This is a genomic window from Streptomyces sp. T028, assembly GCF_048159505.1.
Taxonomy (GTDB): Bacteria; Actinomycetota; Actinomycetes; order Streptomycetales; family Streptomycetaceae; genus Streptomyces.
The window spans coordinates 180735-195356 of the sequence record NZ_JBLRVZ010000001.1 but is presented as its reverse complement, the minus strand read 5'-3'; the positions used below and the strand labels follow the sequence as shown (position 1 = coordinate 195356).

Sequence of the window (14622 nt, the reverse complement as noted above, 5' to 3'; positions counted from 1 at the left end):
CGTGGCAGGTGTGGTGTCTGTCACGCTGACGATCCTATCTGCGGAGGTATGCGTGTCCTGCCTAATCGTCCAGTCGGACAAAACCCTGCTCCTGGAAGTGGACCATGAGCAGGCCGACGACTGCCGACGCGCCATCGCGCCGTTCGCCGAGCTGGAGCGGGCGCCCGAGCACATCCACACCTACCGGGTGACCCCGCTCGGCCTGTGGAACGCGCGGGCGGCCGGGCACGACGCCGAGCAGGTGGTGGACGCGCTGGTGCAGTACAGCCGCTACCCGGTGCCGCACGCGCTGCTCGTGGACATCGCGGAGACGATGGACCGCTACGGTCGGCTGACGCTCAGCAAGCACCCGGCGCACGGGCTGGTGCTCACCACCACCGACCGGCCGGTGCTCGAGGAGATCCTGCGCTCCAAGCGGATCACCCCGCTGGTCGGCGCCCGGATCGACCCGGACACGGTCGTGGTGCATCCCTCGGAGCGCGGGCAGATCAAGCAGACCCTGCTGAAGCTGGGCTGGCCGGCCGAGGACCTCGCCGGGTACGTGGACGGCGAGGCGCATCCGATCGAGCTGGCCGAGGACGGCTGGGCGCTCAGGCCGTACCAGAAGCAGGCGGTGGAGAACTTCTGGCACGGCGGGAGCGGGGTCGTGGTCCTGCCCTGCGGCGCGGGCAAGACGCTGGTGGGGGCCGGATCGATGGCCCAGGCGAAGTCGACCACGCTGATCCTCGTCACGAACACGGTCTCGGCGCGGCAGTGGAAGCACGAGCTGGTGAAGCGGACCTCGCTGACCGAGGACGAGATCGGCGAGTACAGCGGGACGAGGAAGGAGATCCGCCCGGTCACGATCGCCACCTACCAGGTGCTGACGACCCGGCGGAAGGGCGTCTACCCGCATCTGGAGCTGTTCGACTCCCGGGACTGGGGGCTCATCGTCTACGACGAGGTGCACCTGCTGCCCGCGCCCGTCTTCAAGTTCACCGCCGACCTCCAGGCCCGCCGCCGCCTCGGCCTGACCGCGACGCTCGTCCGGGAGGACGGCCGTGAGTCGGACGTGTTCTCGCTCATCGGCCCGAAGCGGTTCGACGCGCCGTGGAAGGAGATCGAGGCGCAGGGCTACATCGCGCCGGCGGACTGTGTGGAGGTACGGGTCAATCTCACCGACTCCGAGCGGCTGGCGTACGCGACCGCCGAGACGGAGGAGAAGTACCGCTTCTGTGCGACGACCGCGACCAAGCGGAAGGTGACGGAGGCGATCGTGCGGCGCTTCGCGGGCCAGCAGATCCTCGTCATCGGCCAGTACATCGACCAGCTGGACGAGCTGGGCGAACACCTCGGGGCGCCGGTCATCAAGGGCGAGACGTCCAACGCGCAGCGCGAGAAGCTCTTCGACGCATTCCGGGAGGGCGAGATCAGCGTGCTGGTGGTGTCGAAGGTGGCGAACTTCTCGATCGACCTGCCCGAGGCGACGGTCGCCGTCCAGGTGTCCGGCACCTTCGGCTCCCGTCAGGAGGAGGCCCAGCGCCTCGGCCGCGTGCTGCGTCCGAAGGCGGACGGTCACCAGGCCCACTTCTACTCGGTCGTCGCCCGCGACACCATCGACCAGGACTTCGCCGCGCACCGGCAGCGGTTCCTGGCGGAGCAGGGGTACGCGTACCGGATCATGGACGCGGACGAACTGCTCGCCGAGGGCTGACCCGGCGGCCACCGGCTAGGACCTGTCCGGCCGATCAAGTCGCAGGAAAGCGACGGCGCCTTGGCAGCGCCGGGGAGCGTGCAGCTGCAAGGCGGAGGAGGGCGTCGACGCGATGGGGGTCCCTCCCGCGCGAGCGCAGCCGAGCGTGGGGGAGTCGGCAACCGACGACAACGCGGCTGGGGGCACCCCCTCTGGGGGAGGGCGTACCAGACCCCGCGTCTGCGGCATGATCGGCCGGACAGGTCCTGGGGTCACCGCCTGCGGCGGACTCCGGCCTCCTCGCCGTACTCACCGAGGACGATCACGTCGAAGGCGGCGCCCACGAACACCCTGATCGCGTGCAGGGCGTCGCCGACGGTGTGGCGGTGGACATCGGACAGGGGGGTCGCGCCGGACGGGCGACCGGGGGCTGGGGTGATGGTCGCTGCACTCATGTATCCATGGTGCGCCGCGAGGCATAAAGGGGGCATCGGTCTGGCGGGCGAACCTGCCCTGAACCCACGTACGACTCCCGACCGACGGACCCCCCTCAGGGAGGACGCGGATCCCCTAGGGGGGCCGTCGGGGGGCGGCCGGGGTCCGTCGGGGAGCGGCCGGGGGCCGTCGTGCTGACGGCACGTCATCCACCGATCGCCGCAACAGGCCAGTGAATGCTGGCGATATGCGTTCCGACCTGGTCCGCTCCGCTTTTTTGAGGCTCCGTTTTCCGGTGGGAGTAGCTTCCTTACCGAGCTCCCATCGGAAACTTGAGTACCAGGAGGCCCCTGTTGTCGGCGAGCCGTTCTTCGCAGGATCTGTCGGGCCTGCTGAACCCTCACGCAGCCCGGCTGAAGCTCGAGATCTGGCCGCAGTACGGGCACCCCTGGTGGCCTTTCGATCCATGGCTCAGCGCGTGCCTGCAGGAGGCGTTCGTCGGCGGCCGGTACAGGGCACGCCCCCGCCGTCCGCCCGTACGGAAGAACCCGCTGGTCAGGAGATGGCCGGAGCGATCACCGGAGGAGAGGCTCAAGGAAGAGCTCATGGAAAAGGCCGCCCAGAAGCGGAAGTCGCTGCTCGACCCCGCGTACGACGGCCCGAAGGAAATGACCTGGGAACCCTTCTTCGATCTTCTGGCTCCCGAGGTCGAACCGTGGCTGATCGGCGAGGCCACCGACGAAAGGCAGAACGTGAATCAGCGAAGGGATTACATCCTGGGCGCACTCGAGTTCGCCCAGAACAAGCTCACCAAACGACGGAAGCAGGTATTCCACCTGAGGGGAATTCTCGATCTTCCGGAAGCGCACTGCGCCACGCTTCTCAAGGTGGAGAAGAAGACGGTCGGCTCCCACCTGTGCCAGGCCTGGGGCCAGCTGAAGACCGAGGGGTGCGACACCGACGGCCTGGCCGCGTTCCTGAAGGACATGGGCATCGGAGCCAGGCGCCCGGAACCGCCCAGCCGTCCGGAACCGAGGCACGACTCCGTCCCGCAGGGGGTCTGAGGTGCACAGGACCGGAACCGAAGGGACGGGGAACTGATGGCCAGGGCCTGCGGCACCGAGACGGAGAGCAGTTCCCGTGAGTACCAGGCGTACACCGGGCCGGCCGTGAGCCGGGAAGTCTACCGGGAGCGGTATGCGGACGGACTGGCCGCCGACATGCGGGCCCGGCGCCAGGTCGAACGGGAGACCACCCGCCGTCGGGCCGAGCGGGTGCCGGCCGCGGGCCTCCACCTCGGCGCGGCCGCCATCGGGCTGACCGGCACGCTGATCCTGCTGGACCGGATCGGGGTGGCGTCGGCGATCGCGGCCAATGTGGGCGGGGCCCTGGCCTCGGCCTACTCGATCGCCCTCGATCTGCTGCGGTCCATGCAGCGGAACGACTCCGGCTGGCGGGACCGCCACCGGATCATCTCGCGGCTGGTGCCGCCTCATCCACTGGACTGACGGCGGGACCGGCCCGGTGCTCTCCAGGATTCCCAGCCTATTGAGAGCACCGAGCGGACCCGGCGTTCCCCCATCCCCTCCGCTGTCACGGAAAGTCACGAAGGATCAACCCATGGTGCACGTTCTCATGTGCCGCCCCCATCTCGGCGAAGAAGAGCGAAACGCTACACAACGGGTCGACAAATGCACGGATCAGACACATCGGACTGCGAGGCGTGACATACGACTTCCGGATCGCCCCCTACCCGGCAGCGACCGGGCCTGTCCGTAGCACACCGCGCGACCCTCAGATCCAGGACGGCACCATGACGGCCTCACTTCAGGCGTTTCCGGTACAAGACATCACATATTCCCCGCTGGGGCCCGACGTCGCGGTCGGCGGTCCCACCCTGCTGGGCGGCATCGACGGGCCGATGTGGGCGGCGATCGCGACGATCGTCGGCGCCCTCGTCACCGTGGCCGTCTTCGCCCTGCAGCTGCGCAAGCGCCGCATCGAGCGGGAGGCCGAGGAGCTGCTGCCCCTGCGCGACCTCCTCTGCTCCGTCCTCCTGCTCCTGGACGACCTCGATCGCAGGGAGGCCACCAGGGCCGACCTCGCCCTGCTGCTGGAGATGCGCAGCCGGATAGAGCACGCGGTGGAGGCCTGGCCGGACATCCCGCTCGCCCCCATCGTGGCCCTCATCACCGCCTACGAGACCACCGCCCTGCCCGACCGCCATCACCGGCTCCGTCCCCGCAGGGACCGCGTGGGCCAACTGCTCCAGCTCTCCCGCAAGCAGGGTGCGGCCATCGGCGCACTGCGCACGGCACTCCTGGAGGCGAAACGGGTGACGGAGGAACTCCGCAGACGCCGATGAGGCAGCCGGCGGGAGCCGGGCACGGGCGCCGAAAACACGTTGGCCGCGGCTGCCTCGTTCCCCTAAAATCTCCGCTCTTGCCCGCCTCCCTTCACGGAGTGCCGCCGTCCGGACGGAAACCGGACGGCATCGCCGTAGCCCATCCCCAGCAGGCCCGGAGGCACCTCCTTGTCCACGTCCGTCCACGACGACCCCCTCGGCCGCGAGCGCGCGCACCTCACTTCCTCCCGGGCCGCCCTGCGGGCCATGCGGGAGGACGTCGAGGCGCTCGACATCAGTGACGTCACCGCGAACTGGGTGAACGCCGAGGTGTTGTCCCGCCAGATCGAGGAGCGCATCAAGGCGCTCGCCGATCTCAGCGACACCCCGCTGTTCTTCGGCCGCCTCGACTATCTGCACGCCCCGGGCGCCGAGCGGGCGGAGGGCGCGGAAGGGGAGCGCTTCTACATTGGGCGGCGGCATGTGCACGACGGGGACGGCGACCCCATGGTCATCGACTGGCGCGCGCCGGTCTCGCAGCCGTTCTACCGGGCCTCGAAGAAGGACCCGATGGACGTCGGGTTGCGGCGCCGCTTCGGGTACACCGGCGGCGACCTCACGGCGTACGAGGACGAACACCTCTCCGACCCTCAGGAGGCGGCCCGCACCAGCAAGTTGCTCCAGCAGGAGATCGAGCGGCCACGTGTCGGTCCCATGCGGGACATCGTCGCCACCATCCAGCCCGAGCAGGACGAGATCGTCAGGTCCGGGCTGGGTGGGACCGTGTGCGTCCAGGGCGGTCCGGGCACCGGGAAGACCGCCGTCGGCCTGCACCGGGTCGCCTACCTCCTGTACGCCCACCGGGAGCGGCTGGCCCGCACCGGCACCCTCGTCATCGGCCCGAACAAGTCCTTCCTCCACTACATCGAGCAAGTACTGCCCGCTCTCGGTGAGCTGACGGTCCGCCAGGCCACCGTCGACGACCTGGTCGCACATGTCGAGGTGCGCGGCAGCGACGAGGCGGCCACCGCGGTGACCAAGGGCGACGCGAGGATGGCGGAGGTCCTGAGGCGGGCCGTCTACTCCCATGTACGGATGCCCACCGAGCCGGTCGTCGTCGTGCGCGGCTCCCGCCGCTGGCGCGTCCCGGCGTACGAACTGGAGGACATCGTCCGCGAGTTGCTGGACAGGGACATCCGCTACGGCGCCGCCCGCGAGGCCCTGCCGCAGCGCATCGCGCATGCCGTGCTGGTGCAGATGGAGCGGTCCGGGGAGGCCCCGGACGACCGGGTGCAGGACGCGGTGGCCCGCAACAGCGCGGTCAAGGCGGCGGTGAAGGAGGTCTGGCCGCCCGTCGACCCGGCCAAGCTGGTGCTGCGCCTGCTCACCGACGCCGATTTCCTCGCCGTCCACGCGGACGGGATCCTCGACGAGGACGAGCAGAAGACGATCCTGTGGGCGAAGCCCGTGCGGAGTGTGAAGTCCGCGAAGTGGTCGGCCGCCGACGCCGTGCTGATCGACGAGACGGCCGACATCGTGGAGCGCACGCACTCGCTGGGGCATGTGGTGCTGGACGAGGCGCAGGACCTCTCCCCGATGCAGTACCGGGCGGTGGGGCGGCGCTGCACCACGGGTTCGGCGACCGTCCTCGGCGATCTGGCGCAGGGCACCACGCCCTGGGCGACGAGGAGTTGGGCCGAGGCCCTGGCCCACCTCGGCAAGACGGACGGCGTGATCGAGGAACTGACGGCCGGTTTCCGTGTTCCGACGGACGTGATCACGTATGCCTCCCGCCTGCTCCCGCACATCGCGCCCGGTCTCACTCCGGTCGCCTCGGTCCGTGAGAACCCCGGGTTCTTCGACCTCCGCCCGGTCACGGACACCGCCGAAGTCGTCGCCGCCTGCGAGGAGTTGCTCCGCAACGAGGGGTCGACGGGCCTGATCGCCGCCGACGCCCGTATCCCCGTACTGGCGGAAGCGCTGGGCGCGGCGGGGATCGGCCATCTGAACCCCGGCGAGGAGACGACCGCCGAGACCCGGCTGACGCTGGTGCCCGCGTCGCTGGCCAAGGGTCTGGAGTACGACTATGTGGTGCTGGACGAGCCTCGGGCGGTGGTGGACGGGGAGCCGGACGAGCGGACGGGGTTGCGGCGGTTGTATGTGGCGCTGACTCGGGCGGTGTCGGGGTTGATCGTGACTCATGCCACTCCGCTGCCGTCGCAGCTCACCCAGACGCTCCTTTCAAATTCAACCGAAATGCCCCAAATCCCCAGTAATTGATACAATGAAACCCGGCCTGGTGACGGGGTTGATGGCGATGGACGCGTTCATATCGTCGGCAGCCACAGCGTTGGTGGGGATCATGACCACCGACGCATGGCAACAGGCACGAACGATCCTCGTCACCTGGTGGCGTCGCGTCCGTCCGCGGCAGGCGGGGCGGGTGGATGCGGCGCTCGTGGAGTGTCGCCACCGTGCGCTGGCGGCCCGCGGAGCGGGTGACGAGAACGCGGAATCCCGCCTGGTGGAAGCCTGGGAATCCCGCCTGATAACACTCCTGCGGGAGGAACCCGCGCTGGCGGACGGGCTACGGCAACTCATCGACGAGGAGATCGTTCCGCTCCTCCGGCATGAGGGCGGCACTCGCACCGGATCACACGATTTCCGGGCCGAGGCATCCGGACACGGCCGGGTGTACCAGGCCGGGCACGACCAGCACATCCACGAGCCATGACTCCCGCCGACGGACTGCCCACGCGCGGAGAGGAGATCCGGCTGGAGGCTCACGCCTCGGACCGGGCCAGGGTCTACCAGGCTCGACGTGACCTCTACATGTCGGAACGGGACCTGCATCTGCACTATGAGGACGGCGTGCGATCGGCTCGCCGTGTGCGCACCGCCGAGATCTCCCAGCAGTGTCCGTATCCCGGTCTGGCCCCTTTCAGCGACGAACAGGCCCAGTGGTTCTTCGGCAGGGACGCCCTGGTCGCCAAGCTGCTGGTCCGGCTGGACGCCTGCCTCGCGGTGGGCGGGGCACTCGTCGTCGTGGCACCCTCGGGTGCCGGAAAGTCCTCGCTGCTTCGAGCAGGACTCCTGGCCGAGCTCGCACGGGGCGCACTGCCTGGCTCCGCGCACTGGCCCCAGCTGTGGATGACTCCGACGGCCCATCCGTTGGCAGCCCTGTGCAGCCGCTTGTCCAAGGTCACGTGCCAAAGCGGGGAAGGATCCGGCAAGGACTCCGACAGTCCCGTGTGGCAGCAGGCCGCACTACGACGCGCGCTCGCGACAGGGGATGGCGGGACCGCCCCGCGGCGGCCCCTTGTCCTGATCGTCGACCAGTTGGAAGAACTGTTCACGCTCTGCGCCGACGAGCGGGAGCGGAAGAAGTTCCTGGACGCCGTTCTCGGCCTGACGGAGCCGGGCCCGGACGGCGAACCGCCCGTCGGCCTGGTGGTCTTCGGCCTGCGCTCCGACTTCTACACCCAGTGCGCCGCCCATCCCGGCCTCCTCGACGCCGTGGAGCGCAACCAGGTGATCGTGGGGCCGCTGACCCGGACCGGGGTACGGGAGGCGATCCGCCACCCCGCCCGTGTGGCCGGGCTGGACGTCGAACCAGGCCTCGTGCACGTTCTGCTGCGCGACCTCGGTGCGGCGGAGCCGAGTGACGAGCCGGGAAAGGCCGGCGAAGCCGATGCCTACGAGACCGGACGGCTGCCACTCCTCGCCCACGCCTTGCGGGCCACCTGGCTGTGCCGGGCAGGTCACACCCTCACCGTGGACGGTTACGAGTCGACCGGAGGCATCGCGCACAGCGTCAGAGTCGAAGCGGACCGCTGCTTCGACCGACTGGACGCCCAGGCTCAGCAGACGGCTCAGCGTGTGTTCCTGCGGCTGGTCAAGTTCGGCGTCAACACCGACGACACACGCCGTCCGGTCCGGTACGCCGAGCTCCTCGGCCACGGCTCACGCTCCGGCGAAGCCGCAGACGTCATCGAGACGTTCACCCGGGGGCGGCTGCTGACCCGGGAGCAGGACACGGTCACCATCACCCATGAGGTGCTCCTGCAGGCCTGGCCGCGCCTGCGACAGTGGACCGAGGCCCACCGCGCCCGGTACATGGCCCGCCAGCGGCTGGACGACGCGGCCGCCGCATGGCAGGAAGCCGGTCACGACCCGGGGTTGTTGTACCGGGGCCACAGACTGGACGAGGCGCGTGCCCTGGCCTCCGACAAGGACACCGGCGAACTCGCTGCGGATACGTCCATGTTCCTGGCGGCATCGGTACGGCAGAGGCACCGCGCGCGGCGTATTCGCCAGGGTGTCGTGGCCGGTCTGACGGTGCTGGCCGTACTGGCCGCTCTGTCCGCGATCATCGCCTTCCAGCAACGCAACACGGCACAGCACGAACGCAACACCGCGATCCTCGGCGAGATCACGGCCAAGGCCGATCAGATCCGTGAGACCGACCCGTCCCTGGCGGCTCAACTCGATCTGGTCGCGCACCGGATGTCACCGGCCGACGCCACGGAGACCCGGCTGCTCAGCGCCCAGAACATACCGCTGGCCAACACACTGACCGGTCACACGGACCGGGTGAACGCGGTGGACTTCAGCCCGGACGGACGCGTGCTGGCCAGCGCGGGCGGCGACGGCACCGTCCGGCTCTGGAACACTGCTCGTGCGGACCACCCCGTCGCGCTGGGCGACCCCCTGCGCGGACCCCGCGGCCCCGTACTGGCATTGGCCTTCAGCCCCCACGGGCACCTGCTCGCGGTAGCCGGAAGGGACGGCACCGTCCGTCTCTGGGACGTCAGCCGCCCCCGCGCACCGGACCGGGTGGGCGCCGCCGTCCGCGAGGGCACCGGCGCGGTGAGGACGCTCGCCTTCAGCCCGGACGGACAGGCTCTGGCCGCGGCCGGCCAGGACGGCCGGATCCGTCTGTGGGACACCTCCGACCCTGGGCGTCTGCAGCTCCTCGCCAAGCCACTCCCCGCCTCCGCGGACGAGGTTAACGGCGTGGCTTTCAGCCCGGACGGCAAGCTGATGGCGTCCGCGGGGAACGAATCGAGAGTGCGGTTGTGGAAAGTGGTGGATCGTCGGCATCCGTCGGCGGTCGGACAAACGGACGAAATTCCCTACTTCGCCGGCCTCGAGCCCTTCGCCCAGGCGGTTGCCTTCAGCCCGGACAGCCACACCCTGGCCGCGGCCGGGAGCGACCAGAAAACCCATCTCTGGAACGTCACCGACCCGGCCAGGCCGATCCCGCTCACCGGCCCGTTCAGCAACAACGTCGTCAACACCGTCGACTTCTCCCCCGCCGGTCCTCTCATGGCTTACGGCGGAGACGACAACACCATCTGGCTCGAGAACGTGACGGCTCCAAACGACGTCCGGGATTTCAGCCCAGCCCTCAACGGCCACACTGGGCATGTGCTGGCGCTGGCCTTCGACCCCAAGGGCAGAGTGCTGGCGAGTGCGGGCGCCGACCACACCGTCCGGCTCTGGACGATCCCCCGCACCGTCCTGACCGGACACAACAGTTACGTCGACACCGTAGCCGTGAGCCCCGACGGGCGGTTGCTCGCCTCAGGCTCCGAGGACAACACCGTCCGGCTCTGGGACGTCGGGAACCCGGCCTCCCCCCGCCCGCTCAGCGCGTCGATCCGCGGGGACACCCCGTACGTCAACTGGGTCGCCTTCAGCCCGGACGGAAAGGTGCTGGCCGTCGCAGTCGGCCCGGACATCCGGCTGTGGGACGTCACCACCCCGGCCAGACCCAAGCCTCTGGGCAAGCCGCTCCACAACCCCCGGAACAACTTCCTCGCCGTCGAGTTCACCCCGGACGGGCGCACACTGGCAACCGGCAACGGCGACGGCACCGTCGCCTTGTGGGACGTCTCCGATCCGTCCCGTCCCACCGCTCTCGGGTCGCCGTTGAATCCTCGGGCCGGCCAGATGAACCGCCTGGCCGTCAGCCCGGACGGCCACACACTCGCCGCTGCGGCGGACGAGGGCAGCCTCCACCTGTGGGACATCTCCCGGCCGGCCCGGCCGACTTCCCTGGGCGAACCCCTGCAGGCCAGTGTGGACCCACTCCAGACGGTCGCCTTCAGCCCGGACGGCCGCACCCTCGCCGCCTCCGGCAACGACGCCACCATCAGCCTGTGGAACCTCAGCGACCGCGCGCACCCGGCACCGTTGAGACCGCCTCTCACGGGCCACAAGGACACCGTCTACACCCTGGCCTTCAGTCCCGCCGGGGACACCCTGGTCAGCGGCAGCTTCGACAGGACGCTTCGCCTGTGGGACGTGGACGGCCAGGGTCGAGCGCGTGCCCATGGGTCGGCGGTGACCGGCGTCGTCGACTATGTCAACGCCGTCGTGTTCTCCCCGGACGGGCGCTTCCTCTTCATCGGGGACGGCGAGAAAACGGTACGCATCCTGCCGCTCTCCATCCGGGCCGCAGTCGACTATGTGTGCCGGACGACAGGAAACCTGCTGACACCCGCGCTCTGGCACACGTACATGCCCCAACTGCGCTACGACCCGCCCTGTGCCCGGCGGTAGGAACGCCGCCCCGGGGCGACGCAGGGTCAGTGGCTGTCCAGAACCCGCCGCCACTCCTTCACGGCCTCCACCGACACCCTCTGCCCCCAGCCCCCCGGCCGGGCCGCCCCGCCGATGTGGAACGCGTCGATGCCGGCGGCCCTCAGCTGTGGCACATGGTCCAGGCGCAGCCCCCCGCCCACCAGGAGTTGCTGGTCGCCTCCGCGGGCTGCCTCCGCCAGCAGGGTCGGCAGGCCCTCGTCGACGCCTGTCGGGGAGCCTGCCGTGAGGTAGGTGTCCAGGCCGGGGAGGTCGGCGAGTTGCTTGCGGAGGGCTTCGCGGTCGGTCGCGTGGTCGATCGCGCGGTGGAACGTCCAGCGGCAGCCGGCCAGCTCCGCCACGACCCGTTCCACCGCGTCCAGGTCGGCCTGGCCGTCGGCGTCGAGGAAGCCGAGGACGAACTCCTCGGCGCCGGCGGCCCGCAGTTCGCGGGCGGTCCGTACGAGACGGTCGACGTCCCCCGCCGCGAAGCCCTCCGTCAGGCGCAGCATCACGCGCAGCGGGATGTCCACGGCGGACCGGATGGCGGTGAAGGTCGTCACCGGTGGGGTCAGGCCGTCCGCCGCGATGTCGGTGATCAGTTCGAGGCGGTCCGCGCCTCCGGTCCGGGCCGCGATCGCGTCCTCGGCATCGAGGGCGATCACCTCCAGCACTGCACGCTCACTCATGGGACCCCATTCATCGAGAATCATCACGACAGGTCTAGTCCAGTTGTCTAGTCCAATTGCACCATACGCCCGCCCCTGCGTCCCCGCCCGCGCGTTCACGCGGGAGAATGAGCCCATGGCCGACCTCGACGCCCTGCGCACCCGCTTCGCCCACGCCCTGGAGGCAGCCCGGGACGAGGCCACCGGCGGCCCCGACCCCGCGCCCTACGCCGACGACCTCCTCTCCCGTTGGCAGGAGCCCCAGCGCCGCTACCACACGCTCGCCCACCTCACAGCGGTCCTGGACCACATCGACGTACTGGAGGAGCACGCGGAAGACCCGGCCGCCGTACGCCTCGCCGCCTGGTTCCACGACGCCGTCTATCTGCCCGACCGCTCCGAGAACGAGGAGCGGTCCGCCCGGCTGGCCGAGCGGGCCCTGCCCGAGGCGGGCGTGGGGGAAGCCACGACCGCCGAGGTCGCGCGGCTGGTGCGGCTGACCGTGACGCACGATCCCGCGGGCGACGACCGCGACGGCCAGGTCCTGTGCGACGCCGACCTCGCGATCCTCGCCGCGCCGCCCTCCGCGTACGCCGCCTACACGGCCGCCGTCCGCGAGGAGTACCACTTCGTGCCGGGCGACGCCTTCCGCACCGGCCGTGCCGCGATCCTGCGTCAGCTCCTGGACCTGCCCAGACTGTTCAGAACGCCGTACGGGGCGGAGCGGTGGGAGACGACCGCGCGCTACAACCTGCGGTCCGAGCTGGAGCTGCTGGCGTCGTGACCCGCATACCCGGCCCCCGCCTCACCCTCGAAAGCGCCGCCCCCACCGCCCTCGCCGATCTGTGGTCGGGCGGCGACGGCGGCTACGACTGGCTCGGGGGCGCACCGTACGGCGGGACGCGCGACGCCGCCGGAATGGTGTTCCGGGCCCACGAAAACGGCGTACTGCGGCCCGACTTCGGGCTCTACGTCGTCGTACGGCGGGACGACGGGCGGGCAATCGGAAGCATGGGATTCCACGCCGCCCCGGATCAGGACGGGCGCACCGAGATCGGCTACGACCTCGTCCCGGCCGCCCGGGGACACGGCTACGCCACCGAGGCACTGCGCGCGCTGGCCGGCTGGGCGCTCGCCCGGGACGACGTACGACGCCTGTTCGCCACGGTCGAACAGGGCAACGCCCCCTCCCGCGCCGTACTCGAACGGACCGGGTTCGTCCAGGTCGGGGAGGGCGAGGGCATGTACGCGTATGAGCTGCTCGGCTGACCTGGACCTGACGTAGCGTGGGGCGATCTTCCGTCCTACGGCTCCCCTCCCACCCCACGCGCTTCGGATAATTCCGGCACGGCCGCGCCGCGCACGGGCCGTGTACGCCGGGGGAAGCGGGGAAGCGTCATGAGTCAGAACGGCCCGACCACGCCACCGCAGCCACCCGGACCACCGCTGCCCGACCCGCATGCCGGTCGCGCTCTGCGCTGGACCATCATCGGCGTGGTGATCAGTACGGTGATCGCCCTGGTGAGCCTCTATTTCCAGGCCCAGCAGTCCCAGGGGGACAGCGGGGACCGGCCCACCGTCGGCAGCAGCGTGCCCGTCGACCCCGTCCGCTCCCACTCCGGAGAGAGCCCGGGCAGTGACCCGCCCTCCCCCACCCCGGACGACCCCGGCACGGACGACCCCGGCGCGGACGACCCGGGCGCGGACGACTCCAGCCCCACCCCGCGCTCCGGCGCCGACGACGGCCTCACCCCCGCCGAGCACGAACTGCGCGACTCGCTCAACACCGACCAGTGGTCGCGCGAGAGCTGCTCCCACACCCTGTGGCAGGGCGCCACGGCCGCCCTGTACTGCACGGTCACCACCGTCGACCAGTTCGGCGTCACCGGCACCGGCAAGGCCAGCGTCGTGATGTACGAGACGAAGACCGACCGGGACGCCGTCTTCCAGAGCTACGCCGGCAACCTCCCGGAGGGGAACTGCGAGGCCGGGATCAACGTGCGCGGCAGCTGGTCCGAGAACAACACCGGCCAGGCGGCGGGCGACGTCGTCTGCTTCCTGTCGACGACCGGGCTGTACGTCTTCCTGTGCAGCTACTACGACCGTCCCGCCCTGGTCCAGATCACCGGTCCCGACCAGAGCGGCCTCACCGCCTGGTGGCACACCATGGAGCCGGTGTTCACCGACTGATCGTTCACCGACCGATTCCGTCGGCGTCCCGGACTCTGTCGACCCCGCCCTTCCTCCGGCGCAGCCCCGCCCCGTGCAGCAGCCGCACCACCTCACGGCTGCTCACCTCGGCCGCGCCCGCGGCCACCACGTCGGCGTACCGGTGCGAGGGGATGTCGTAGTGGTCGCGCTCGAAGGCGCGCCGGGGCACGCCCAGCCTCTCGGCGAACGCGTGCAGTTCGTCGTACGAGACATCGCTGACGAGGTGGGACCACATCCGGCCGTGGCCGGGCCAGTTCGGCGGGTCGATGTAGATCGTCACCAGGGCCTCACGAGGGCCTCGCCCCGCCCGTCGCCGACCCCAGCGTGCCCACCGCCGCGACCTTCACGCCCGCCTGGTGGCACACCCAGTGCGGGTCGGGGCCCAGTTCGGGCTCGACGTCGAGGGCGTGCGGATCGCCGGAGCCGCAGACCGGGCACAGCGGCCAGCGGCCGTACCGTTCGAGGAGGGCGTCCTGTACGTCCTGGGCGACCAGCCCGGCCAGATACGCCACCCCGTCCGGCCACTGCTCCACCCACCAGCGGCGCTGTACGACGGACTCCTCCACCATCGACACCACGTCCGCGGCGGAAACCTCACCCGCGGCCAGGTCGGCGAGCACGAGGGCCCGAGCGGTGTGCAGCGCCTGTTCGAGGACGGTCACGGGGATGCCGGGAGGGTCGGAGGGATCCATGACTCCATTGTGCGC

14 protein-coding genes are annotated in these 14622 nt (G+C 70.4%); 10 read left to right on the top strand and 4 right to left on the bottom strand.

Annotation, left to right across the window (positions count from 1 at the left end; all coding sequences use genetic code 11):
* The first annotated feature begins 52 nt into the window (after window positions 1–52).
* Window positions 53–1693 (top strand): DNA repair helicase XPB, encoded by a 1641-nt coding sequence (locus tag ACLZN2_RS01045; RefSeq protein WP_416976380.1) that lies wholly within the window; start codon window positions 53–55, stop codon window positions 1691–1693.
* 251 nt (window positions 1694–1944) lie between these two features.
* Here ACLZN2_RS01045 and ACLZN2_RS01040 read toward each other — a convergent pair whose 3' ends face one another.
* A complete protein-coding gene (locus tag ACLZN2_RS01040; protein WP_416976379.1) occupies window positions 1945–2127 on the bottom strand; it encodes a hypothetical protein in 183 nt (60 codons plus the stop codon).
* Window positions 2128–2460: 333 nt separating this feature from the next.
* Here ACLZN2_RS01040 and ACLZN2_RS01035 point away from each other — a divergent pair, with 333 nt between their 5' ends.
* The 6 genes from ACLZN2_RS01035 to ACLZN2_RS01010 all read left to right on the top strand — a co-directional run bounded on the left by ACLZN2_RS01035 (window position 2461) and on the right by ACLZN2_RS01010 (window position 11018).
* Window positions 2461–3171 (top strand): hypothetical protein, encoded by a 711-nt coding sequence (locus ACLZN2_RS01035; RefSeq protein ID WP_416976378.1) that lies wholly within the window; start codon window positions 2461–2463, stop codon window positions 3169–3171.
* Between the two features lie 36 nt (window positions 3172–3207).
* Window positions 3208–3615: a hypothetical protein gene (locus ACLZN2_RS01030; protein WP_416976377.1), complete on the top strand. Its 408-nt coding sequence runs from the start codon at window positions 3208–3210 to the stop codon at window positions 3613–3615.
* A 305-nt stretch (window positions 3616–3920) separates the two neighbouring features.
* Window positions 3921–4472 (top strand): hypothetical protein, encoded by a 552-nt coding sequence (locus ACLZN2_RS01025; protein WP_416976376.1) that lies wholly within the window; start codon window positions 3921–3923, stop codon window positions 4470–4472.
* A gap of 168 nt (window positions 4473–4640) precedes the next feature.
* Window positions 4641–6731, top strand: a complete 2091-nt coding sequence (locus ACLZN2_RS01020) for a HelD family protein (protein ID WP_416976375.1) — start codon at window positions 4641–4643, stop codon at window positions 6729–6731.
* 4 nt (window positions 6732–6735) lie between these two features.
* On the top strand, window positions 6736–7185 hold the full coding sequence (locus tag ACLZN2_RS01015) for a hypothetical protein (protein WP_416976374.1): 450 nt from the start codon (window positions 6736–6738) through the stop codon (window positions 7183–7185).
* Window positions 7182–11018, top strand: a complete 3837-nt coding sequence (locus ACLZN2_RS01010; RefSeq protein WP_416976373.1) for an NACHT and WD repeat domain-containing protein — start codon at window positions 7182–7184, stop codon at window positions 11016–11018. Before ACLZN2_RS01015 ends, ACLZN2_RS01010 begins: the two co-directional genes overlap by 4 nt.
* Window positions 11019–11044: 26 nt before the next feature.
* Here the strand turns inward: ACLZN2_RS01010 and ACLZN2_RS01005 are convergent, their stop codons facing one another.
* Window positions 11045–11725 (bottom strand): copper homeostasis protein CutC, encoded by a 681-nt coding sequence (locus ACLZN2_RS01005; protein WP_416976372.1) that lies wholly within the window; start codon window positions 11723–11725, stop codon window positions 11045–11047.
* A 115-nt stretch (window positions 11726–11840) separates the two neighbouring features.
* Between ACLZN2_RS01005 and ACLZN2_RS01000 the strand changes: the two genes are divergently transcribed.
* The 3 genes from ACLZN2_RS01000 to ACLZN2_RS00990 all read left to right on the top strand — a co-directional run bounded on the left by ACLZN2_RS01000 (window position 11841) and on the right by ACLZN2_RS00990 (window position 13894).
* Entirely contained in the window at window positions 11841–12488 is a 648-nt protein-coding gene (locus ACLZN2_RS01000) for a hypothetical protein (protein ID WP_416976371.1), read from the top strand.
* Window positions 12485–12973 (top strand): GNAT family N-acetyltransferase, encoded by a 489-nt coding sequence (locus ACLZN2_RS00995; RefSeq protein ID WP_416976370.1) that lies wholly within the window; start codon window positions 12485–12487, stop codon window positions 12971–12973. Before ACLZN2_RS01000 ends, ACLZN2_RS00995 begins: the two co-directional genes overlap by 4 nt.
* A gap of 129 nt (window positions 12974–13102) precedes the next feature.
* The gene (locus tag ACLZN2_RS00990) at window positions 13103–13894 is read left to right on the top strand and encodes a hypothetical protein (protein ID WP_416976369.1); all 792 of its coding nucleotides are present in this window, start codon (window positions 13103–13105) and stop codon (window positions 13892–13894) included.
* Between the two features lie 4 nt (window positions 13895–13898).
* Here the strand turns inward: ACLZN2_RS00990 and ACLZN2_RS00985 are convergent, their stop codons facing one another.
* Entirely contained in the window at window positions 13899–14195 is a 297-nt protein-coding gene (locus ACLZN2_RS00985) for a DUF4031 domain-containing protein (RefSeq protein WP_416976368.1), read from the bottom strand.
* A 7-nt stretch (window positions 14196–14202) separates the two neighbouring features.
* Window positions 14203–14607 carry a hypothetical protein gene (locus tag ACLZN2_RS00980; RefSeq protein ID WP_416976367.1) on the bottom strand — a complete coding sequence of 135 codons (405 nt, stop codon included), beginning with the start codon at window positions 14605–14607 and terminating at the stop codon, window positions 14203–14205.
* Window positions 14608–14622: the final 15 nt, after the last annotated feature.